This window comes from Halalkalicoccus subterraneus, from assembly GCF_003697815.1.
Taxonomy (GTDB): domain Archaea; phylum Halobacteriota; class Halobacteria; order Halobacteriales; family Halalkalicoccaceae; genus Halalkalicoccus; species Halalkalicoccus subterraneus.
Window position 1 is genome coordinate 1 of sequence record NZ_RDQG01000074.1, and the last position, 21,942, is coordinate 21,942.

General features: G+C 66.1%; 18 protein-coding genes. 6 read left to right on the plus strand and 12 right to left on the minus strand.

Going from position 1 to position 21,942, the window contains the following annotated elements; all coding sequences use genetic code 11:
* The coding region (purB, locus tag EAO80_RS15455) for an adenylosuccinate lyase (protein WP_122090763.1) at positions 1-1,052 on the minus strand (1,052 nt) is incomplete at its 3' end.
* 166 nt (positions 1,053-1,218) lie between these two features.
* Here purB and purH point away from each other — a divergent pair.
* Positions 1,219-2,796: a bifunctional phosphoribosylaminoimidazolecarboxamide formyltransferase/IMP cyclohydrolase gene (gene purH, locus EAO80_RS15460; protein ID WP_122090764.1), complete on the plus strand. Its 1,578-nt coding sequence runs from the start codon at positions 1,219-1,221 to the stop codon at positions 2,794-2,796.
* A 138-nt stretch (positions 2,797-2,934) separates the two neighbouring features.
* Here the strand turns inward: purH and EAO80_RS15465 are convergent, their stop codons facing one another.
* Positions 2,935-3,420, minus strand: coding sequence for a pyridoxamine 5'-phosphate oxidase family protein (locus EAO80_RS15465; protein ID WP_122090765.1), 486 nt, complete (start codon positions 3,418-3,420; stop codon positions 2,935-2,937).
* Between the two features lie 96 nt (positions 3,421-3,516).
* Between EAO80_RS15465 and EAO80_RS15470 the strand changes: the two genes are divergently transcribed.
* The 3 genes from EAO80_RS15470 (at position 3,517) to EAO80_RS15480 (ending at position 7,492) form a co-directional block, all read left to right on the plus strand.
* Positions 3,517-4,050: a gamma carbonic anhydrase family protein gene (locus EAO80_RS15470; RefSeq protein WP_122090766.1), complete on the plus strand. Its 534-nt coding sequence runs from the start codon at positions 3,517-3,519 to the stop codon at positions 4,048-4,050.
* A 43-nt stretch (positions 4,051-4,093) separates the two neighbouring features.
* Positions 4,094-6,517, plus strand: a complete 2,424-nt coding sequence (gene folP, locus EAO80_RS15475) for a dihydropteroate synthase (RefSeq protein WP_122090767.1) — start codon at positions 4,094-4,096, stop codon at positions 6,515-6,517.
* 87 nt (positions 6,518-6,604) lie between these two features.
* Complete coding sequence (locus EAO80_RS15480) at positions 6,605-7,492, plus strand: sulfurtransferase (RefSeq protein WP_122090768.1); 888 nt, start codon at positions 6,605-6,607, stop codon at positions 7,490-7,492.
* Positions 7,493-7,762: 270 nt separating this feature from the next.
* Here the strand turns inward: EAO80_RS15480 and EAO80_RS15485 are convergent, their stop codons facing one another.
* Positions 7,763-8,446 carry a methyltransferase domain-containing protein gene (locus tag EAO80_RS15485; RefSeq protein ID WP_122090769.1) on the minus strand — a complete coding sequence of 228 codons (684 nt, stop codon included), beginning with the start codon at positions 8,444-8,446 and terminating at the stop codon, positions 7,763-7,765.
* A gap of 90 nt (positions 8,447-8,536) precedes the next feature.
* Here EAO80_RS15485 and EAO80_RS15490 point away from each other — a divergent pair, with 90 nt between their 5' ends.
* Entirely contained in the window at positions 8,537-10,327 is a 1,791-nt protein-coding gene (locus EAO80_RS15490; RefSeq protein ID WP_122090770.1) for a S9 family peptidase, read from the plus strand.
* Here the strand turns inward: EAO80_RS15490 and EAO80_RS15495 are convergent.
* Positions 10,324-10,884 carry a MaoC family dehydratase gene (locus EAO80_RS15495; RefSeq protein WP_122090771.1) on the minus strand — a complete coding sequence of 187 codons (561 nt, stop codon included), beginning with the start codon at positions 10,882-10,884 and terminating at the stop codon, positions 10,324-10,326. The two genes, EAO80_RS15490 and EAO80_RS15495, sit on opposite strands and share 4 nt — an antisense overlap.
* 85 nt (positions 10,885-10,969) lie before the next feature.
* On the opposite strand from EAO80_RS15495, the gene EAO80_RS15500 reads away from it, so the two are divergent.
* Positions 10,970-11,815 (plus strand): YihY/virulence factor BrkB family protein, encoded by an 846-nt coding sequence (locus EAO80_RS15500; RefSeq protein WP_122090772.1) that lies wholly within the window; start codon positions 10,970-10,972, stop codon positions 11,813-11,815.
* A 3-nt stretch (positions 11,816-11,818) separates the two neighbouring features.
* On the opposite strand, the gene EAO80_RS15505 is transcribed toward EAO80_RS15500, so the two are convergent.
* From EAO80_RS15505 to gltB, 8 genes are all read right to left on the minus strand, one after another.
* Positions 11,819-12,877, minus strand: a complete 1,059-nt coding sequence (locus EAO80_RS15505) for an NAD(P)-dependent glycerol-1-phosphate dehydrogenase (protein WP_122090773.1) — start codon at positions 12,875-12,877, stop codon at positions 11,819-11,821.
* 94 nt (positions 12,878-12,971) lie between these two features.
* Positions 12,972-13,958, minus strand: a complete 987-nt coding sequence (locus EAO80_RS15510) for an NAD-dependent epimerase/dehydratase family protein (protein ID WP_122090774.1) — start codon at positions 13,956-13,958, stop codon at positions 12,972-12,974.
* Between the two features lie 38 nt (positions 13,959-13,996).
* Positions 13,997-14,473, minus strand: a complete 477-nt coding sequence (locus EAO80_RS15515) for a peroxiredoxin family protein (RefSeq protein WP_122090775.1) — start codon at positions 14,471-14,473, stop codon at positions 13,997-13,999.
* A gap of 77 nt (positions 14,474-14,550) precedes the next feature.
* Entirely contained in the window at positions 14,551-15,552 is a 1,002-nt protein-coding gene (locus EAO80_RS15520; protein WP_122090776.1) for a DMT family transporter, read from the minus strand.
* A 139-nt stretch (positions 15,553-15,691) separates the two neighbouring features.
* Positions 15,692-16,189 (minus strand): hypothetical protein, encoded by a 498-nt coding sequence (locus EAO80_RS15525; protein WP_122090777.1) that lies wholly within the window; start codon positions 16,187-16,189, stop codon positions 15,692-15,694.
* Positions 16,170-17,873 (minus strand): sodium/proline symporter, encoded by a 1,704-nt coding sequence (locus EAO80_RS15530; RefSeq protein ID WP_122090778.1) that lies wholly within the window; start codon positions 17,871-17,873, stop codon positions 16,170-16,172. The genes EAO80_RS15525 and EAO80_RS15530 overlap by 20 nt, the downstream gene beginning before the upstream one ends.
* Positions 17,863-18,006, minus strand: coding sequence for a hypothetical protein (locus EAO80_RS19875; protein ID WP_162994041.1), 144 nt, complete (start codon positions 18,004-18,006; stop codon positions 17,863-17,865). The genes EAO80_RS15530 and EAO80_RS19875 overlap by 11 nt, the downstream gene beginning before the upstream one ends.
* 57 nt (positions 18,007-18,063) lie before the next feature.
* Positions 18,064-21,942, minus strand: a 3,879-nt coding sequence (gene gltB, locus EAO80_RS15535) for a glutamate synthase large subunit (protein WP_122090779.1), incomplete at its 5' end; no start/stop codon positions are given.

Consider the following 21,942-nt stretch of genomic DNA (forward strand, 5'->3'; position numbering starts at 1 on the left):
TTCACCGTCGAGTCCGAGAGGTCGCGCTGGAGCCGCGAGGTGGTGACGTAGTCGGCGAGGAACGTTAAATCAGAATTGGCCTTCGAGAGGTTTCCCTCGCTGTTCTCGAAGTCGATCGGGTTGACCTTGTGGGGCATCGTCGAGGAGCCCGTCTCGCCTTCGACCGTTCGTTGGCCGAGATACCCGTCCGAGACGTAGAGCCAGGCGTCCCGGTCGAGGTCGAGCAGGACGTCGTTGGCGCCCCTGAGCGCGTCGAACAGTTCGGCGAGGTCGTCACACGGGTTGACCTGGGTGGTGAGGGAGGTGTGTTCGAGGTCGAGCCCCTCGACGAACTCCTCGGAGAACGCCCGCCAATCGACGTCGGGGTACGCAGCGACGTGGGCCGCGTAGGTGCCCGAGGCGCCCGCCAGTTTGCCCGCTAGTCCGTCGGTGGCGTCCTCGATACGCCCTAGCGCCCGCCCGATTCGGGCGGCATACACCGCCATCTCCTTGCCGAAGGTGGTGGGCGTCGCGGGCTGGCCGTGAGTACGGGCAAGCATCGGTACGTCCCGGTTCTCGCGGGCGAGGTTGACGAGCGCGTCCCGGACCTCTCGGAGCGTGGGGACGAGCACCTCCTTGACGGCAGGTTTCAACAGCAGGCGATGCGCGAGGTTGTTCACGTCCTCGCTCGTGAGCCCGAAGTGGATCCACTGCTCGGCATCGAGCCCCTCGGGAAGACGTTCGCGTACGAAGTACTCGACCGCCTTCACGTCGTGGTTGGTCGCGCTGTACTCGCCGTAGCCCTCCGTCTCGATGCGCTTTACCAGTCGGGCGTCCTCGCGGTCGAAGTCCTCGTAGCTCCCCCGGAGCGTCTCACGTTGCCCCTCGTCGATGTCCACTGGCGTGGCCGCTAGGTCCGAAAGCGCGATCAGGTACTCGACCTCGACGCGCACGCGGGCACGCATGAGCGCGGCCTCGCTGGCGTAGGGCGAAAGCGGCGCGGTCCGTCCCGCGTATCGTCCGTCGAGCGGCGAGACTGCGTACAGCGGATCCGAACGCTGCTCCTCGTTCATACCTCGGAGTACCGACGCCCGTCGCAAAACCGTGTCGGTGTCGAACCACTCTCGTGCATAGAATACGGCGATAAACTCCGAATTCACCGATAGACTATACACAAGTATGGATAGATTTTCCGTATAGACCGCAACGACTTTTGAACTCGCGGTCGCTTCTCGAGGTATGACACAGGTTGCGGGGCTGGCGAGCAATCGCGGCAGGAACCTCATGCACATCGCCGAGAGCGCGCCCGGCGGCGCAGAGCTAGACGTCGTACTGTCGAACCACGCCGACGCGCCCGTCTTGGAGAAGGCTGCGGACCGCGACATTCCCACTGAGGTCGTCGAGCGCGACGAAGAGGAATCACGAGAGTCCCACGAGCGCCGTATTCTGGAGGCACTTTCGTCCTATGACCTCGATCTGGTCTGTCTCGACGGGTATATGCGCGTGCTGACCGAGGAGTTCCTCGATACTGCGCCGCTGACGCTGAACGTCCATCCCGCGCTCTTGCCGTCGTTTCCGGGTATGAACGCCTACGAGGACGTCCTCGAGGCGGGCGTGCGGGTCACGGGCTGTACGGTCCATATCGTCACCGAGGCGGTCGACGCGGGGCCGATCGTCACTCAAGAACCCGTTCCCGTTTATGAGGACGACGACGCGGCGAGCCTGAAGGACCGCGTACTCCACGACGCCGAGTTCCGCGCCTACCCGCGGGCGGTGCGGTGGGTTGCCGAGGGGGCGGTGGGGGTCGACGGCGAGGAGGTCCGCGTCGAGGGCGATTCAAACGAGCGGTTTCCCGCCCGCCGGCTGATCGGCGAGGACCGCTCGACGGAGCTTCGCTACGGCGAGAACCCCCATCAGGACGCCGCGCTCTACGCCGACGAGACCGAGGAGCGCGCGACCGTCGTCGGCGCCGAGCAACTGAACGAGGGTGCGAAGGCGCTCTCCTACAACAACTACAACGACGCCGACGCGGCCCTCGGACTGGTCAAAGAGTTCGAGGGGCCAGCCGCGGCGGTGATCAAACATACCAATCCCGCCGGATGCGCCACGGCCGACTCCGTGAGCGAGGCCTACGAGGACGCGCTCTCAACGGACCCGATGAGCGCGTTCGGGGGCATCGTCGCGCTGAACCGCGCCTGCGACGAGTCCACGGCCGAGCGGATCGTCGACTCGTTCAAGGAGGTCGTCGTCGCGCCCGATTACAGTGAAAAGGCGCTCGCGGTCCTCCGGGAGAAGGAGAACCTCCGGGTGCTGGATGTGGGGCCGTTCGGCGACCTCGAACCCCCGCTCCGGGAGAAGAAGCTCGCCGGCGGGCGGCTGGTTCAGGAGGCCGACGACCAGCACCTCGCCCCCGAGGACCTCGAGGTCGTCACCGAGCGCGAGCCCGATAGTGACGAATTCGAGTCGCTGCTCTTTGCCTGGCACACCATCAAACACGTCAAGTCGAACGCGATCCTGTTCGCGAAGGGAACCGAAACCGTGGGCGTCGGGATGGGCCAGGTCAGCCGCGTCGATGCCGTCCGCTTGGCGGCGATGAAGGCCGAGGAGCACGCCGAAGGGAAGGACAGTGCGGGCGCGGTGATGGCCTCGGACGCCTTCTTCCCGTTTCCCGACGGGATCGAGGAAGCCAACGAGGCTGGCATCGAGGCGGTGATCCAGCCCGGCGGGAGCGTGAACGACGAGGACGTGATCGAGGCCGCGAACGAGCACGACATGGCGATGGTGTTTACCGGAAATCGGGCGTTCCGCCACGATTGAGCGAAGCGAAAGAGTGCGGCGTCAGCGAACGAGCGAGGTGATGTTCGCGCGATTCCGTCACGACGGAAGGCACGAAACATCGAAAGCGCCACACCAACGCGGTGGGTCGAGATACATTCGCACACGCGGCTTTTGTGATCACTCGAACGCCCAGCGCGTCGCGTCGGTCGGGTAGTCGCTCCAGGCAAGAACCCTCCGCGGGTGGACCGCCCAGAAGGGCGTCCCGTGGCGGATCCCGTACTTCTCCTCGTAGGCCGCGTTGAGGCGCTCGATCAGATCCGGATCGGCGCTCTTCTCGTCGAGTTTCTCGGCCGTTCCTTCGATGATCACGACCTCGTCGGCGCTCTCGCGGTGGACGGCGATCCCCGATCCTGCCGCGAGGTTTCGCGCCCAGCGCGTGCGCTCGCCGCCGCCACAATGGAAGGTGTCGTCGATCCAGACACCCCAGACGGGCCGCGCGTGCGGGCGGCCGTCGGGCAGCGTCGTCGACACCCAGTAGTTTCGATCGCCCTCCATCGCCCCGACGACGAACTCCCAGGGAAGCATCCCCTCGCGGTCCTCGGGGATCCCGTAGCTGTCCTCCGTCTCCGGTCTGGTTCGCCGCACCTCGTGGCCGTTCGTCATCGATTCCCGTACGCTCCGTGTCGCGATAACGCCGTCTCCTTCCTCGAGGACCGTGACGAGTGAAGGTTTATCCGCTCCGCCCTCGATCCGACGAGCATGATCAGGTCCTTCGACGGCGTGGTCCCGGAGATAGCGGAATCGGCCTACGTCGACGAGAGCGCGGTCGTCATCGGCGACGTGGTGCTCGAATCCGAAACCAGCGTCTGGCCCGGCGCGGTGCTGCGGGGCGATCACGGCACCATCACCGTCCGGGAGGGCGCGAACGTCCAGGACAACGCGACCCTCCACGAGGGAACCGAACTCGGGGCTCACACCACTGTCGGCCACAACGCGATCGTCCACGCGGCCGAAACCGGAGAACGAAGCCTGATCGGGATGGGCGCGATCGTGCTCGACGGCGCGACCGTCGGCGAGGAGGCGATCGTCGCGGCGAACAGCACCGTCACCGGGGGAACCGCGGTGCCGGCTCGGTCGCTCGTCGCCGGCGCACCGGCAGACGTGGTGAAGGAACTCGACGACGCCGGGTTCGCGGCCGCCGCCGAGCACTACGTCGAGAACGCGCGGCGCCACGCCGAGGGCTCGGAGGTCATAGAGCGCGGGACGGTTCGACCCGGCGAGACGCTGGAATAGCCCGCTCCGACACGCCTAAGCGCCCGCCGTCTCTCCATCCCGTATGGAGTTTCACGACGCCGCGAACTTCCTCTTCGATCTGCGGCGCTTCCGGCCGAAACCCGGAACGGAGTCGACGGCCGACCTCCTGGCCGCCCTCGACGACCCACACGAAGGCCCCCGATACGTCCAGATCGCCGGCTCGAACGGAAAGGGAAGCACGGCGAAGATGACCGAGTCCGTCCTCCGAGAAGCGGGCCTGACCGTGGGACTGTACACCTCGCCGCATTTCGACGACCTCCGTGAGCGCGTCCAGGTCGACGGGCGCCCCATGACCAAAGGCACCCTCGCCGAGTTCGTTGAGGCGATCAAGCCCCACGTCGTCGAGCGGGCGGCCGAGGGACAGGCCCCTACCTTCTTCGAGGTGATGACCGGGATGGCGCTTCGGGAGTTCGGCCGCCGGGACGTCGACGTCGCGGTGCTGGAAGTCGGGATCGGCGGGCGCTACGACGCCACCAGCGTGATCGATCCCGTCGCCAGTGCTGTGACGAGCGTCACCTTGGAGCACACAGAAATTCTCGGGGACACTATCGGGGAGATCGCCCGCGACAAGGCCCACGTCGCGCCCCGAAACGCGCCGCTGGTGACCGCCGCCGAGGGCGAGGCACTCTCGGCCATCGAAGCACAGGCCGGTGAGGTCCTCACCGTCGGGAGCGATGGGGACGTCCGTACCGAGTACGGCGGCCGGACCAACCACGTCGAGAGCGCGATTTCGCTGTCGGGGCCCGACTGGACGGTCGACGCGCGGGTCCCGTTGCTGGGGAGCTACCAGGCGCGAAACGCTGGGATCGCGGCGGCGCTCTCCCGGCAGGTGGGGGCGGTCTCCGAGGGCGACATCGAGACCGGCCTCCGAAACGCCCACTGGCCGGGCCGATTCGAGGTGATGGGCGAGGAGCCCCTCACGGTCCTCGACGGGGCACACAACCCCGGGGCCTGCGAGGCGCTTTCCGAAACCCTCGCGGAGTTCGAGTACGACGACCTCTTCCTCGTGGTCGGCGCGATGCACGAAAAGGACCATCAAGGAATGGCCGCGGCGCTTCCCGACCCGGATCACGTCGTCTGCACCCAGCCGGACCTCGACCGGGCGGAGGACCGGGAGGTGCTCGCGCGCGTCTTCGAGAACCGCGGCGTCGAGGACGTGACGACGCGCGCGGCGGTCTCGGGGGCGCTCACCCGCGCGCTCTCGGAAGCGGGGCCCGACGACTGCGTGCTGGTGGCCGGCTCGCTCTTTGCCGTCGCGGAGGCTCGCGAGCGCTGGACGCGCACCGAGATCCCCAAACGGGTGCGGGACCTGGGCGAGGCTCGCAAGGCTCTCGAGGGAACCCACGTCACCTCGGCGGGCGTCTGGCGGATGCGCGGGAAGGCGGTCCACCGTGTGCTCAAGACCCGCGTTCAGCGCCGCCAGGCCCAGTACCTGAAGGAAGAGATGCTCTCGCTGGGCGGGGAGTGTGCGCTCTCGGGGCTCAACGAGCAGGACGACGAGACCATCGACGTCCTCCTGATGGGGACGCTCGCGCAGTTCAAACGCCTCTGTGAGAAGCTGGAGGACCAACCCTACGGTCTGCCGTCGGTCGCCCGACGGGTTCGCGAGGCGTTCGATATCGGCATCGAGCCAACCTCCCATGGATTCCCGTGGGAAGAGCGCACCGCGGTAATGGGGGTTCTCAACGTCACGCCCGATAGCTTCCACGACGGCGGCGAGTACGAGCGCGTCGAGGACGCGGTCGCCCAGGCGAAACGGATGGTCGAGGCCGGTGTCGACGTCATCGACGTCGGTGGCGAGAGCACCCGCCCCGGTGCGGACGTGGTCCCCGTTGAGGAGGAGATCGACCGGATCGTCCCCGTGATCGAGCGAATACGCGACCTCGACGCGATGATCTCGGTCGATACCCGCAAGGCCGCGGTCGCGCGCGCGGCAATGGAGGCCGGCGCCGACGTTCTGAACGACGTCAGCGGACTCGAGGACCCGGAGATGCGATTCGTCGCCGCCGAGTACGACGTGCCCCTGATCGTGATGCATAGCCTCGACGCGCCGGTCGACCCCGACCGCGAGGTCGAGTACGACGACGTCGTCGAGGACGTGATCAACGACCTCGCCGAACGCGTGTTGCTCGCCGAGAAGGCCGGACTCGATAGGGAGAAGATCGTCGTCGACCCCGGCCTGGGCTTCGCGAAGAGCGCCGACGAGGGATTCGAGATCCTCGGGCGGACGGACGAGTTCCACGCCCTCGGTTGTCCCGTCCTGATCGGCCACTCGCATAAGTCGATGTTCGAGCGCATCGGTCGGGATCCCGAAAACCGGACGGCGGCAACCGTTGCCGGGACGACCATCGCCGCCGATCACGGCGCGGACATCGTCCGGGTTCACGACGTCCCCCAGAACGTCGCCGCAGTCAGGGCGGTCGAGGCCGCAAACGGCGACCGCTAGCGGTAGATATTGCTTCTTTCAGGGTGAACCGACGTATCCGGCCGCCGCCATAAGACCTGAAGGGGTAGAGGCCGTACTCGAACTTGTATGGCAGATTATGCAAAAGACGTGCTCGTGGACGCCGATTGGGTGGAGGACCACCTCGAGGAGTTCCAGAGCGACGACCCCGAGTATCGACTGCTTGAAGTGAACAATCCGACTGTAACTGCTGACTCGGAGTACACCGCCTACGAGGAGGGCCACGCTCCGGGGGCGATCTTCTTCGACTGGGAGGAGGACTTCACCGACCAGCAGACCCGCGACATCATCTCGAAGGACGCCTTCGAGGAGACGATGGGCGAGGCGGGCATCACCGAGGACAGCACGATAGTGTTCTACGGCGGCGGCCGGGTCCCCAACTGGTTCGCGCTCTTCGCCTACTGGCAGGCGAAGTACTACGGCCACGAGGACGCGAAGGTGCTCGACGGCGGCAAGGGCTACTGGGTCGACAACGACTACCCGCTGACAGACGAGGAACCCGACTTCAGCCCGCAGGAGTACACCGCCCGTGGTCCCTTCGAGTCGATCCGTGCGTATCGCGACGACGTCGACACCGCGATCGAGCAGGGACTGCCGATGGTCGACGTGCGCTCGCCCGAGGAGTTCTCCGGCGAGGTCATCGCGCCCGAGGGGCTCAACGAGACGGCCCAGCGCGGCGGCCACATCCCCGGTGCGAGCAACGTCCCCATCGCGACGATCCTGAACGACGACGGCACGTTCAAGGGCAGCGAGGAACTGCGCGAACTCTACGCCGAGGCCGGCGTCGACGGCGAGGAGTCGACCATCGCCTACTGCCGCGTCGGCGAGCGCTCCTCGATCGAGTGGTTCGCGCTGCGCGAGCTGCTCGGCTTCGAGGACGTCCGCAACTACGACGGCTCCTGGACCGAGTGGGGCAGCATGATCCGCACCCCGATCGAGACGGGCGACGGGCAGTAAGCCCTCTTCGACCGAGCGTTCCCTTTATCGGCATCCGAACGCCCGATACCCGATAGCGGACCGTCACCTCGTGATCCGTCGTCGGCGACTCCGCGAGACATCGCGTCCGCTGCCCGGTTCGTTTCACCGCGGAGTGGCCGAATCGACGGGACGATCGAACAGGACGGTCTGTGACAAGTCGTCCGCTCGTCCTGTCGGTCCTCGCGGAACTCCGAAACCGACAGGACGGGACGGACCGGGGCTCTTGTCGATCGAACCGTGCCGACAGTATCAGCGGCGTGCAACGAACACCGACCGGTCACCCATGTCTGCCGGATCCGCGTCCCAGTCTTCCCGCTTGACGACGAACCCGAGGTCGGTCAGCGCGATCGCGATTTCCTCGTGTGCGAACTCGGTGAGCGTGTGGCGTTCGACGAACCACGATTCCCCGTGAAAGACGAGCGCGTCCACCCGGGCCCGTCGGTCGTCGATCCGTGAACACTGTGAAAGCCGGGCACAGTCACCTTTCGAGCCGCTCCCCGTCCGCAACGCCGGAGCGACCATCTCGGGAAACGTGCCCGCATCGAGGATCAGGACGCCGTCCTCCCCTACGAAGTCGGCGAGCGCCGTCAACGACGCCTCTAGCTCGTCGGCCGCGAGGCGGTTCACCACCCCGAAAGCGACGACGAGGTTGAACTCCGCCTCGACCGGGAGGTCCGGTAGCGCTCCGATGTGAACCGTCGCCTCGACTTTCCCGCGTGCACGCTCGACCATCGCGGGACTGGGGTCGGATCCGAGGACATCCAAGCCAGCCGCCTCGAACCGGAGGAGTTGTTCACCCGTTCGACAACCGACGACGAGCGCCCGATCCGCACCGGGTACGCGTTCGAGTGCGAACGCCACTTCCTCGTCATAGGACTTCCCGGCGTACAGGGCGTCGAACACGGCTGGATGGTCGTCGAGCGAATATCTCATACATTATATATTAAATCAATGACTAATAAGCGAGTCGGCCGGAGGTTCCGCGACCCGAACCCCTATCCGAGTCCGGCGTTAGCCCGCCACATGGCCTATCCGTTCGAACGCTACCTGAACGTCCGCAACGCCTATGGCGCCTCCTTCGGACCCGAGGGCGAGCGCCTCTCGTTCCTGATGGACACGACGGGCGTTCCGCAGGTCTGGTCGCTCGATTTCCCCCGAGCGTGGCCTGCCCAGCATACCTTCGCCGACGAGCGCGTCACCTTCGCGGCCTTTTCGCCCGAGCGCCCCGAACTGGTCTTCGGGATGGACGAAGGCGGTAACGAGCGCCAGCAGCTCTTTCTACTGCGCCCGGACGGCACGATCGACCCGCTGACCGCCCACCCAGCTGCCAAACACAGATTCGGCGGGTGGTCCTCGGATGGCGAGCGCTTCGCCTTTGCCTCGAACCGCCGCGACGAGGCCGTCTTCGACGTCTACGTGCAGGGCCGCGACCAGCGCGGCGAGGAGGCAGAACTGATCCACGAGGGCGAGGGCTGGCTCACCGTCGGCGGCTGGAGTCCCGACGATTCCCGCCTGATCGTCACCGAGTCACATTCCAGTTTCGATCAGGACGTCCACGTCCTCGATATCGGATCGGGCGAACTGACTCATCTGACGCCCCACGAAGGACGGATCCGGTTCCGGAGCACGAGCTGGGGGCCCGATGGCGGGATCTACCTCGTGACCGACCGCGACAGCGACACGTTGTTTCTCGCGCGTCTGGACGCCGAGACGGGCGACCTCGACGTGATCGAGGAGGGGGGCGAGTGGAACGTCGACAGGGTCGCCGTGGATGAGGAAAGTGAGAGAATCGTCTACTCGCGCAACGTCGACGGCTACACCGAGCTCACGGCGGGCGAGCTCTCGGGTCTCGATGTCGAGGAGTTCCCCGAACCCGACCTGCCCGAGGGCGTCGCCGGCGGTGTGAGTTTCGGCCCCGACGGTGAGCGCTTCGCGGTGGGCGCCACCGGCGATACGGACAACACGAACGTCCACGTCGTCGAGACGGCAACGGGAGAAAGCGAGCGCTGGACGGACGCTGCCACCGGCGGCATCCCCCGCGAGCGGTTTTCGGACTCCGAACTCGTCCGCTTCGAGTCGTTCGATAACCGTGAAATCCCCGCGTTCTTCTCGCTGCCCGAGGACGCGCCCGCGGGCGAGACGCCCGCCATCGTCGACATCCACGGCGGGCCCGAGGGCCAACGACGTCCCTCGTTCAGCCCGGTCAAACAGTACTTCCTCGATCGGGGGTATGCCTACTTCGAGCCCAACGTCCGCGGGTCGTCGGGGTATGGCCGCGAGTACACCCACCTCGACGACGTCGAGAAGCGAATGGACAGCGTCGCCGACATTCGCGCGGGTGTCGAGTGGCTCCACGAGCAACCGGAGATCGACTCCGACAGGATCGTCGCGTTCGGGGGTTCGTACGGCGGGTTCATGGTTCTGGCGAGCATGACGGAGTACCCCGACCTGTGGGCCGCGGGCATCGACATCGTCGGCATCGCGAACTTCGTGACGTTCCTTGAGAACACCGGCGAGTGGCGCCGCGAACTCCGCGAGGCCGAGTACGGTTCTCTGGAGCACGATCGGGAGTTCCTCGAATCCGTCTCACCGATCAACAACATCGACTCGATCGAGGCCCCGCTGTTCGTGCTGCATGGCGAGAACGATCCGCGCGTTCCGGTGGGTGAGGCCGAACAGATCGCCGAGCGAGCGAGAGAACACGTCCCCGTCGAGACGCTGATCTTCGAGGACGAGGGCCACGGCTTCACCAAACTGGGGAACCGCATCGAGGCCTACACGGGGATCGCCGAGTTCCTCGAGGAGTACGTCTAATCGAGGTCCTCGGGCTGGGTACCGACGCCCTCGGGCCACCCGGTCGGCTGCTCGGGTGAGGGGTCAGCGAACTCCCGTTTGAGCACCATCGGCGTGCGCTCCAGGGAGAGCACCTTCTCGCCGTCCTCGTTGTACGCCCGGAGTTCGGTCGTGACGATGCCGACGTGTTCTCGGGACTCGCTTTCGCGTTTCTCGATCACCTCGCTCTCGGCGAGGATCGTATCGCCGTGAAAGACGGGCGCGTGATGCCGGATCCTGTCGTAGCCGAGGTTCGCGGTGGCGTTCATCGAGACGTCGATGACGCTCATTCCCACTGCAAGGGCGATGACGAACGTGCCGTCGACCAGCCGCTCGCCGAACTCGGTCCCGGCGGCGTAGGCCTCGTTGAAGTGCATCGGGTTGAGGTTCATCGTCAGGTTGGTGAACCAGACATTGTCGGTCTCGGTGACGGTGCGCCCGTAAGGGTGTTTGTAGATGTCGCCGACCGCGAAGTCCTCGAAGTAGCGCCCCTCCCAGCCCGACACCAGCCTGCGGTCGTGGTCCTGATCGTTCGTCATACCCGGTCGCTCGCCCGCCAGTCGTATAGTCTTCCCTGCCGGCGATCCGAAGTACCTACCCGCATCCGGGCGGAGGGTGGAGGTGATGGTCGAGTACCGCGAGTGGGTTCGCGCACTGAAGACGTCGGTCGCGGTGGGACGAAAACAGCACGTCACCGTCACGGCCGCCGGACTGGGCTACTACGCGTTTAACTCGCTGATCCCGCTGTTGTTGCTCCTCACGATCGCGATCTCGATCGTTCAAGACCCCGGGACGACGGCGCGACTACTCGCGTCGGCCACCGGACTCCGCGCCGCGGGGATCGAGACGGTGCTCACGGAAGTCCTCGGGAACGGCGGCGGTCGTCTCCGAGCAGGACTGATCGCCGGCGGGATCTTCGCCTACAGCACGGCGACGATGTTTCAGGCCGTGAACGTGGCCTTCAGCGAGATCTACGGCACCCGGAAGCACCGCTCGGCCCTGCAGAAGGCCACGGACACGGTGTTGATCTTCGCGATCGTGGTGGTCGCTCTCGTCCTGATCGGGGTCGTCGGCGTCGCGGTCTCGCTTCTCATCGACAGCGTCGCTTGGACGGTCCTCAGCGTGCCGCTTCTGTTCGGCGCGTTCCTGCTCGCCTTCCTCCCGATGTACTACCGGTTTCCCGGCGAGTCGGTCACCCCCCGCGAGGCGTTGCCCGGCGCCGCGTTCTCGGCGGTCGCGTGGACGCTCTCGGCGCTGTTCTTCAGGGTGTACGCCACGACCTCGGACAGCGTCGAACTCTTCGGGGTCGCCGGCGCGGTCCTACTGGTGCTCACTTGGCTCTATCTCGGCGGACTGTTGCTTCTGTTCGGCGCGATCCTCAACGCCGTCCTCGCGGGGAAAGCCGATGCCGACGAGGCCTGGCTCCCGACCGAGGACGCGGCCGGGGAGGAGACCCGAGACGGGAACTGAGCGTCAGATCACGCCCGTCACGGTCGCGGCCTCGCGGGCCGCCCGTTCGTTCATGCCGTTGCCCAGAATGGTGTAGCGATCGCGGATCTCGTGGGCGCTCGTCAGCGCTTCCAGTACTTCCTTCTCGTCGATTCCCAATCCCGCCGCCGTGGTCGGTGCCTCGATGCTCGAAAGGGCGTCGCGGATCGCACCCCACCGTCCGTTCTCACCACTATGAAGGTACTCGACCATGATCGAGCCGACCCCCACTTGATGGCCGTGGAGCGCTCTTCCAGGAGCGATCCGGTCGAGCTGGTGGCTGAAGAGGTGTTCGGCGCCCGAGGCCGGACGCGAGGAACCCGCGATGGACATAGCGACTCCCGAGGACACGAGCGCCTTCGTGACGATCCACGACGACTCCTCGAGCCCTCGCTTGATTGAGTCGGCGTTGCCCACGAGCATCTCAGCGGTCATTTCTGACAGTGCTGCCGAGTACTCGGAGTACTCGACGTTCTGCAGGCGATTTGCGAGCCGCCAGTCCTTCACCGCGGTGTAGTTCGAGATGATGTCCGCACAGCCCGCCGTCGTCAGTTCCCAGGGCGCGTTCGCGAGCACGGTCGTGTCGGCGATCACGGCGACGGGCGGGTCGGCCGCCACCGAGTGGCGGGTGTCGCCCTCCGGGACCGATCCCCGCCCTGAGACGATCCCGTCGTGGCTCGCGGCAGTCGGTATCGAGACGAAGCCGGTTCCGATCTCGTCGCTCGCCATCTTCGCGATGTCGATGGCCTTCCCGCCGCCGATCCCGATGAGGTAGCCCGCCTCCTCCCTTCTTGCGGCCTCGATCACCTCCTGGACGGCGGCGAAACTCGCCTCCTCGACGACGATGACCGCCGGCTCGACCCCACGATCGCCGAACTGGTCGATCACCCGTTCGGCGGCGACCTCTCGGGGGGTCGGGCTGGTGACGATCAGCGGACGGCCCGTGAGGTGGAGTTCGTCGATGGCCTCGACGGCCCGGTCGAGCACGCCGTGGCCGATCAGCACGTTCCGCGGGAGGCGGATCCAGCTGGATTTCTCGAACATGGTGGGAAGAGACGCCCGCCGGGCAAACCGTTTGCTCTTGGTTTCGAGCCCGGCGACCGTTCGCCGACCCGACACAGGCTTCGAGATCTTCCGGTTACAGCGTATCGAGCACGCCGAGCACCCGTTCCTCCGCCTCGCGCCCGGGATCGTGCTCGCTCCCGTCGCGGTCGCTCCCCTCGTGTTCGTCGACCGTACGGGCCATCGCCTCCTCGACCGGCGTCGACTCCCAGCCGAGATTCGAGAGTTTCGCCGTCGACATGACGTGGGGGTACGCCTGGTAGAGCGTGAACTCCTCCGGCGAGAGCCCGCCCGCGGCGAGTTCCCGATCGCCCGCGGGGACGACCTCGACCTCAGTTCCGGCGACCGCGGCGATCGTTTCGAGCACCCCTTCGAGCGTGAGCAGCCGGCGATCGCCGACGTTGTAGGCCTCGCCGGGTTCGCCCTCCTCGCCGACGATTCGCAGTGCGCTCGCGACGTCGACGACGTAGACGCGGTGCCAGAGGTGCTGGCCGTCGCCGGGGACGACCACGCGGTCGTGATTCAGCACCCTGTCGATCCAGTAGTCCAGCCGCTCGGTGTAGTCGTGGGGCCCGTAGACGACGCAGGGCCGGACCGCCATCGCCCCGACGCCGCGTTCTGCGGCCTCGAAGACCGCGCGATCTCCCTCGGCCTTCCGTGCGCCGTAGGTCTCGTGGGAGTCGTCGGTCGCCTGGTCGGCGCTACAGGGCGAAAGCGGCGTCTCGCCCTCGCGCTTTGGAACGTGTTCGGCCCCGTACGAGGAGCCGCTCGAAACGTAGACGTACCGCGCTTCGGAGAAGATTTCGGTGGCCGTGCGGACCTGTTCGGGGTAGTACGCGACACAGTCGATCACGAGATCGGGCTCGACCGAGACCGTGGCGGCCTCCAGTGCCGTCTCCTCGTTTCGATCCCCCTCGATATGGGTGGCGCGGTCGTCGTCGCTGAAGGGGTTCTCGTGGTTTCCGCGGTTGAAAAGCGTCACTTCATACCCGTGTTCCAGTAGCTCTGTTACCGTGTAGCGGCCGATGAATCGGGTGCCCCCGACGACGAGTGCGGTGTCCATACCGACCGGTGGGTAAGCGTCCGCATAGGGCCGGCGATTCAGAAGGGATCCTCGAAGTCGTTGCGGATGAAATAGCGCACCCAGTTGCCGTATGTGCGGTCGGTAACGTCGTCGGCGACCTGCTCGTAGCGCACCTCACTGTCCGAGTCGATCACGTACACGCCGGAGATTCCAGTCAGCCCGTGGCTGGTCCGTTCGGTGCCGCTGTAGCGCTCTGCGACCTCGCCGTCGGGATCGCAGAGCAGCTGAATGTCGAGGTCGTAGCGGTCGCGCATCTCGGTGACCCTGCCGAGCGAACTGGGAACGACCGGGAGAATATCCACCCCGTCGTTGAACCAGAGGTCGTAGGAGACCTCGCTGAACGTTTGTAACTGCTCGGCACAGAAGCTACACCAGTACCCGCGGTTGATTACCACGACCGTCGGACCCTCTTCGAGAGTCTCGGAGAGCGTGATCGGTTCGCCTGCGGTGCTTTCCAACGTGAAATCGGGCGCCTGTTCGTTTTCGAGTGACATTGCGTTCGCCACGAGGTCGCGGCGGCACTTCAGGGTATGTCCGGTATGGTAGGCGCAAAAGCGCGGACGACCGTGAGCTATCGGTCGCGGTGGTAGACGCTGGTACCGACGACCACCAGATCGGGCGAGCGAGCCGCCCGGTAGTGGCGTATACGACCGGTCAGTCCCGTGACCTTCCAGGTGAACGCCGACCACTTGCACAGCCAGAAGCCGAAGGCGATCACGGCGAATCCCAGCATCGTCGCGTCGGTGACGGGCTCGCCCAGCAGCGCCCACCCGCTGACGGTCGCCACGACGGGGCTCGCGTAGTTGACGAGGCTGGTCTCGACGGGGCCGACGCGATCCTGGAGGTCGAAGTACGCGAGATAGCCGATCGCGCTCGCGAACACCGCGAGAAAGGCGATCGCCGCAAGCGCCTCCGGCGTCCAACTGGCCGCCGCGAGCGACTCGCCGGGATGGAGTGCGCTCGTGAGATGGAGCAACGTCGCGCCGACGAGCATCATCCACGCCTGCAGCGAGACCAACGAGAGGGTCGTCTGTAGTCGTGCGGTCAGCACGGCACCGAGCGCGAAGCTCGTCGCGCTCGCTACGAGCAGCGCGATCCCGTAGAGCTGCCCGCCGCCGAGCGCCGTTGAACCGGGCTGTGCGATGATTCCCACCCCGAGCAGGCCGAACGCCAGCCCGAGGACGTCCATGACACCCAGCCGCTGGTTCGGCAGGAAGGCGATGGCGAACACCGGCGTAACGATCGGCGAGAGGCTCAGGACGATCGACGCCACGCCACCGGTGACGTACTGCTGGCCGGTGAAGAGTAACGCGAAGTGACCGGCGATCAGCAGGCTCCCGCCGATGACGATCAACAGCCAGTCCTCGTAGCTGGTCGGCCGCCAGGCGAGCCCCTTGAGCGCGACGAACGCGAACACCAGGACGGCGGCGACGTCGTATCGCAATGCCGCAAAGAGGATCGGCGGCAACGACTCCAACCCGAGATTGATCGCGGGAAAGGACGCACCCCAAACCAACGCGACGACGATGAACAACGCTACTTCCCTGAATTTAGATATATTTTCGAACTGCATTTTGTGTTTCTTCGTACTCCCTCTATATCCGCCGTAACCGTCTCGTGGACATGAATCTTGCCGAAGAAATGCTACCGCATGACGAACCCACATTCCGATATGGTATCAGTATGTGTATGTATCTGTACCGGACGGATCGTCACTCCTCCAGGGGTTGCTCGGAACCCCGAACGCTGTCGACGATTGTGTCGCCGCCGGGTCGCTCGGCGAGCCAGAACAGTTTGTGGGCATCGACGGTACGCCCGATCTCGATGTCGGGAGGATCGCCCATCGAGAATCGGCGTAGACACCACCGAAAAACGGCCTCGCGGGCCTTTCCGTCGGCCTCCTCGTCCGTTAGCTCCGCTGGGATCACGAGCACGTCCTCGACGGTCCGCGATTCGGGATCGGGGACGGTGTCGGCCCGGATCGCGAGCCGGCGCGCGCGGTCGACGCTCACGACGTACTCCTCGCGGCGGTCGCCGAGAAAGCGCCGCGGGATGGTGACCGCGACTTCGTAGATCCGGTAGGGATAGGCGACCGCGCCGACGACCCCGCTCGCCTCGACCTCGTCGCGGGCGATCGCCGGCGGGATCACCGACAGGTCGGCCCGCCCGCGGCGCTTGCCGACGAGTCGGTCAGTCGTTTCGTTCGTCATCCTCCTCCCAGTAGCCGGAGGCCCGAACGTGCGCGCGGACGGTGTCGGCCTCAGTGACCGTCTTCTCCCGAGTGCCGCCGTCGGTGACGTAGTCCGGCGTACCGCCGGAACTCCCTCCGGAGGTGATCGTCGAGAGGGGCTTGTCGAAGACTTCGAACTGCTCGTCGACGCCTTCGGGCGGGGTCGTGAACAGCGAGACGGCGATCAGCGTCAGCGTCGAGAGGATGAAGGCCGGGAACAGCCCGTAGACGGTGACCAGCCCGTAGAGGAAGGCCGAGGACTCGGCCGGCATCGCGCCCAGTGCCTCAAGTACGGTCGAGAGCTGGGTCCAGAGGACCATCGTGGTGGTGCCGACGACCATGCTCGCGACCGATCCTTCGGCGGTGACGCCCTTCCACCACAGCGCCGCGATCAGCGTCGGGCCGATAGCCGCACCGAGTCCGCCCCACGCGTAATCGAGCACCAACGTGTAGACGGGTGTATCACGGGCGAGGAAGGCGAAGGCGACGCTCGCGGCCCCGAGCGCGAGCGTCGTGATCCGGGAGTATCTCACCAACTCGGCCTCGGTCGCCTCGCGGTCGAGAAAGCCGTGATAGACGTCCTCGACGACGGCGCTTGTCGCGACCAGCAGTTGGGAGTCGGCACTCGACATCATCGCCGCCAGCGCCGCCGCGAGGATGATCCCTGCGATCACGCCGGGGAACAGTTCTAGCGTGAGCCGGGGCATCACGTCGTCGCCGGCGATCCCCCCGCCGAAGACGGCAAACGCGTACAGGCCCACGAACGCGGCGCCGATGTAGGCGACGAACATGAACAGTTGGGCGACCACGGCCGCCAGCCGGATGTTCTTGACCCGGTCGATGCCCATGAACCGGACCATCACGTGGGGGTTACCGGGGATCCCCAAGCCGATCGCGGCGTAGCTGATGATGCCGAAGACCGCCGCCCAGCCTGTCGCGCCGGCCGTGATGCTCACCATCGCCTCGCCGCCGGTCTCGGCGACCCCTTCGAAGGGCAGACCGTAGGCCCCGAAGGCCAGCACCGGCAGCGCGATGAAGGCCGCGAGGATGATCGCGCCCTGGAAGTAGTCCGACCACGCTACGGCGAAGTAGCCCCCGAGCATCGTGTAGCCGACGACGATGACCCCGCCGACGACGATCCCGATCCAGGGATCGACGCCGGTGAGGACTTCGAGGAGCACGCCCGCGGCGACGATCTGTGCGCCGACGTATCCGCCCTCGAAGATCAACAACACGACCGCCGAGGTGGCCTTGACCACTCCCGAGTCGTCACCCAGGCGCGTCTCGAAGAAGGTCGGCAGCGTCACCGCCCGGACGACCTCGGTGTACTTCCGCAACCGTTTTGCCATGCCCGCCCACGCGAAGAGGTCGGCGGGAATCATCCCCAATCCGTTGTAGAAGGCCATGATCCCGGTATTGTAGGCGTCGCCGGGCACCCCCAGCGTGAGCCAGCCGCTCATCTCGGAGGCCCGTTCGGAAAATCCCGTCACGACCGGACCGACCTGCCGGCCACCGATGACGTAGTCGCCGACGGAATCGGTCAGCCGTGAGGCGTATAGCCCGATCCCGATGAGGACGAGGAGATAGGTCCCGAAGGTGACGAGCACCCAGATCCCCGCCCCACCAGCGATCCCGCCCGTCTGGAGGGGAAGCTCACTCGGCATTCTCGACCTCGTATTCTCGTCGCAGCCGTCGTTCGCGCCGTCCCTCCCAGACGTAGTACACGATCAGCATGACGAAGAAGATCACGAACGGGACGACCAGCCCGATCCAGTCGAGTGCGCTCAATGGTGGCATACACCATCCATGCCGAGTAGTGGATTTATACCCACCGGTCACCCCCTAGTCGGGCGATCAGTCGGCGCTGACGCCGCCGGTCGGGACCGTGTCGATCGACTCGGCGCGGGCGGGTGGGGAATCCCGGACGTCATCCGCGCCCTGCTGGAGGACCTCGTTGTAGGCGTCGGGCATGACCTTCACGAACTCTTCGACGTAGGTCTCCCAGTTCTCGAGGACCTCGCGGGCGCGATCACTGTCGGTGTAGGCGGCGTGGTTCTCGATCAGCCGTCGGAGCATGCGCTCGTCACGCTCCGAGAGCTCCCGCGAGAGCGTCACCATACCGGTGTTGGCTCGCTCCTCGAAGTCGCCGGGTTCATCGAGTACGTAGGCGACCCCGCCGCTCATCCCGGCGGCGAAGTTCTTGCCCGTCTCGCCGAGCACGGCGACGACGCCGCCGGTCATGTACTCACAGCCGTGGTCGCCGACGCCTTCGACGACCGCCTTCACGCCCGAATTTCGGACGCCGAAGCGCTCGCCGGCCTGGCCGTTGACGTACAGCTCGCCGTCGGTCGCGCCGTAGAGCGCGACGTTGCCGATCGCGATGTTCTCCTCGGCCGCGTACCCCGCGTTTTCGGGCGTCTCGACGACGATCTTCCCGCCCGAGAGACCCTTGCCGACGTAGTCGTTCGCGGTGCCCGTCAGATGCATCGAGATGCCGGGCGCGAGAAACGCCCCGAAGCTCTGGCCCGCGGTCCCCGAGAGGCCGACCGAGATCGTGTCGTCGGCCAGCCCCTCGCCGCCGTACTCGTTCGAAACGCGGTTCGAGAGCATCGCGCCGACCGCCCGGTCGACGTTCGAGATGGGGCTCTCGACCGCCACGGGTTCCTTCTCGGCGAGTGCGGGTTCTGCCTTCTCGATCAGCTCGCGGTCGAGCTGCTCGTCGATCTCGTGGGTCTGTTCCCTCGTTTTGGTGTGCTCGTCGCCCGCGAGCGGAGCGAGAACAGTTGAAAGGTCGAGCTTCTTGGCCTTGGGTTGGGTGACGTCCTCGCGCTGTTTGAGGTGTTCCGGCCGTCCGATCATCTCCTCGACGGTCTCGAAGCCCAGTTCGGCCATGATCTCCCGGAGCTCCTCGGCGATGAACGTCATGTAGTTGATGACGTGATCGGGTTCGCCGGGGAACCGTTCGCGCAGTTTCATCGCCTGGGTCGCGACGCCCACCGGACAGGTGTTGTTGTGACACTGCCGGGCCATCACGCAGCCCGAGGTGACCAGCGAGGCGGTCCCGAAGATGTACTCCTCGGCACCCAACAACGCGGCGACCGCGACGTCTCTCCCTGTTTTCATCCCGCCGTCCGCGGAGACGCGGATCCGCGAGCGGAGCCCCGTCGCATGCAGCATCTGGTTGGCTTCGGCGAGGCCCAGTTCCCACGGCAGGCCCGCGTGCTTGATCGATGTTCGCGGCGAGGCGCCCGTTCCGCCGGAGTGGCCCGAGATGTGGACCACGTCGGCGTTGGCTTTCGCGACGCCCGCGGCGATGGTGCCGATCCCGGCCTCGGAGACGAGTTTGACGTTGATGTCGGCGTCCTCGTTTGCGGCCTTGAGGTCGTGGATCAGCTGTTTGAGGTCCTCGATGGAGTAGATGTCGTGCAGCGGCGGCGGGCTGATCAGCCCGACGCCGGGGGTCGCATACCGGACGTCCGCGATCATATCGTTTACCTTCTCGCCGGGAAGGTGACCCCCCTCGCCGGGTTTGGACCCTTGGGCCATTTTGATCTGTAGTTCGTCGGCCGAACTGAGGTACTCGCTGGTGACGCCAAAACGCCCCGAGGCGACCTGCTTGACGTTACACGCCTTTTCCGTGCCGAAGCGCTCGGGCGGCTCGCCACCCTCACCGGTGTTCGACTTCCCGCCGATCCGGTTCATCGCGATCGAGTTGTTCTCGTGAGCCTCCGGCGAGAGGCTCCCGAGCGACATGGCCGCCGTCGAAAAGCGCGTGACGATCTCCTCGACCGGCTCGACCTCCTCGATGGGGATCGACTCGCGCCCCTCCCCATCGAACTCCATGAGTCCTCGAAGGGTCTGGAGCTCCTCATGCTGGTCGTTGATCAGCTCGGCGAACTCCCCGTAGCGCTCGTAGTCGCCCGCCCGGACCGCCTGCTGGAGTTTGCCGACCGTCTCGGGGTTCCACTGGTGGTGAATTCCTCCCGAGCGGTTCTCGAACTCGCCCTGGCGCTCGATGTCGGGATCGTCGCCGAAGCCGACCGCGTGACGGGCGAGGAGGTCGTCCTCGATCTCCTCGAGACCGATCCCCTCAGTCCTCGCCTCGGTCCCCTCGAAGTACTCCGCGACGAAGTCCGAGTCGAGCCCGACGCCCTCGAAGATCTGGGCGCCTTGGTAGCTCTCGACGGTGGAGATACCCATCTTCGACATCACTTTGAGGAGACCGTCCTCGAGCGCGCCGATGTAGCCCGCGATCGCGTCGGCCTCGCTTGCGCCGTCCGGCCCTGCGACGAGGTCGGAGATGGTGCGGTAGGCCAGGTAGGGGTTGACCGCGCCCGCGCCGTAGCCGACGAGCGTCGAGACCTGATGAACGGTTCGCGGATCGGCCGACTCGACGACGAGGCCGGCGTGGTTGCGAAGCCCGTTCCGAACGAGGTGGTGGTGGACCGCGCCGGTCGCGAGCAGGCTCGGGATCGCAACTCGATCGGCGCTCGTGTTCCGGTCCGAGAGGACGAGGATCTCGGTGCCCGACTCGATCGCCTCGACGGCCGTCTCCCGTACACCCTCGACCGCGCTCTCGAGATCCGTCTCGGGATCGTAGGTGATGTCGACGACGCTCGAGGAGAGTCCCTCCCGGTCGAGGGCTCTGATCTCTGCGGTCTGTCGGTCCGAGAGGATCGGCGAATCCGCCACGAGCTGGCGAGCGTGCTCGGGCGACTCGGAGAGGAGGTTTCGCTGGAATCCCAGCCGGCTCTCCATCGAGGTGACCAGCTCCTCGCGGATGTAATCCAGCGGCGGGTTCGTCACCTGCGCGAACAGCTGTTTGAAGTACGAAAAGAGCGGCCGGTTGAAGTCCGACAGCACCGACAGGGGCGTGTCGTCGCCCATCGACCCGACGGGATCTTTGCCCTTCTTCGCCATCGGTTCGAGCAGGTTGTCGAACTCGTCGTGAGTGTAACCGAAGGCGGCCTGCAACCCCCGGAGGTCGCCGTCCAGTTTCGACAACGCGAGGTCGTCCGATCGGGGTTGCTCGTCCGTCGAACCCTGGTTCGTCAGGTCGTTCGCGAGGTCGTTGACGTTCACTTGGTTCTCGGCGACCCATTCCTCGTATTTCTCGTCGATCAGCCCGTCGAAGACCTCCTCGTCGGGGATAACCCGCCCCTCCTCCGGGTCCGCGAGAAAGAGCTGGCCGGGCTGGAGTCGCCCGCGTTCCTCGATCTCGCTGGGGTCGCGGTCGACCGCGCCGGCCTCGCTGGCCATGATCAGCGTGTTATCAGTAGTAATGTCGTAGCGACACGGTCGGAAACCGTTCCTGTCGAGCACCGCACCGACCCGCTCGCCGTCCGTGGCGGCCACCAGCGCGGGGCCGTCCCACGGCTCGATCAAATTGGCATGAAAGTCGTACCACGCCTTCCGGTCCTCGGGGAGGTCGTTGGCCTCGTCACGCCACGCCTCGGGAATCAACATTCGCAGCGCGTGGGGGAGGTCCCGGCCGCCTTCCAAGAGGAGTTCGAGGGCGTTGTCCACGCTCGCGGTGTCGGACTGTTCGAGGTCGTCGATGATCGGCTTGATCGCCTCGGTGTCCAGTTCCTCGTGTGCGATGTCCGTCTCGCGGGCGCGCATCCAGTTGATGTTGCCCTGGATCGTGTTGATCTCGCCGTTGTGGATGATGTTCCGGTAGGGGTGGGCGAGATGCCACGCGCCGAGCGTGTTCGTCGAGAAGCGCTCGTGGAC

Excerpts from the sequence above, each read along its gene's own strand:
- purH (WP_122090764.1), top strand. The coding sequence starts at position 1,219 with ATGACACAGGTTGCGGGGCTGGCGAGCAATCGCGGCAGGAACCTCATG.
- EAO80_RS15465 (WP_122090765.1), bottom strand. The coding sequence starts at position 3,420 with ATGACGAACGGCCACGAGGTGCGGCGAACCAGACCGGAGACGGAGGAC.
- EAO80_RS15470 (WP_122090766.1), top strand. The coding sequence starts at position 3,517 with ATGATCAGGTCCTTCGACGGCGTGGTCCCGGAGATAGCGGAATCGGCC.
- folP (WP_122090767.1), top strand. The coding sequence starts at position 4,094 with ATGGAGTTTCACGACGCCGCGAACTTCCTCTTCGATCTGCGGCGCTTC.
- EAO80_RS15480 (WP_122090768.1), top strand. The coding sequence starts at position 6,605 with ATGGCAGATTATGCAAAAGACGTGCTCGTGGACGCCGATTGGGTGGAG.
- EAO80_RS15485 (WP_122090769.1), bottom strand. The coding sequence starts at position 8,446 with ATGAGATATTCGCTCGACGACCATCCAGCCGTGTTCGACGCCCTGTAC.
- EAO80_RS15490 (WP_122090770.1), top strand. The coding sequence starts at position 8,537 with ATGGCCTATCCGTTCGAACGCTACCTGAACGTCCGCAACGCCTATGGC.
- EAO80_RS15495 (WP_122090771.1), bottom strand. The coding sequence starts at position 10,884 with ATGACGAACGATCAGGACCACGACCGCAGGCTGGTGTCGGGCTGGGAG.
- EAO80_RS15500 (WP_122090772.1), top strand. The coding sequence starts at position 10,970 with ATGGTCGAGTACCGCGAGTGGGTTCGCGCACTGAAGACGTCGGTCGCG.
- EAO80_RS15505 (WP_122090773.1), bottom strand. The coding sequence starts at position 12,877 with ATGTTCGAGAAATCCAGCTGGATCCGCCTCCCGCGGAACGTGCTGATC.
- EAO80_RS15510 (WP_122090774.1), bottom strand. The coding sequence starts at position 13,958 with ATGGACACCGCACTCGTCGTCGGGGGCACCCGATTCATCGGCCGCTAC.
- EAO80_RS15515 (WP_122090775.1), bottom strand. The coding sequence starts at position 14,473 with ATGTCACTCGAAAACGAACAGGCGCCCGATTTCACGTTGGAAAGCACC.
- EAO80_RS15520 (WP_122090776.1), bottom strand. The coding sequence starts at position 15,552 with ATGCAGTTCGAAAATATATCTAAATTCAGGGAAGTAGCGTTGTTCATC.
- EAO80_RS15525 (WP_122090777.1), bottom strand. The coding sequence starts at position 16,189 with ATGACGAACGAAACGACTGACCGACTCGTCGGCAAGCGCCGCGGGCGG.
- EAO80_RS15530 (WP_122090778.1), bottom strand. The coding sequence starts at position 17,873 with ATGCCGAGTGAGCTTCCCCTCCAGACGGGCGGGATCGCTGGTGGGGCG.
- EAO80_RS19875 (WP_162994041.1), bottom strand. The coding sequence starts at position 18,006 with ATGCCACCATTGAGCGCACTCGACTGGATCGGGCTGGTCGTCCCGTTC.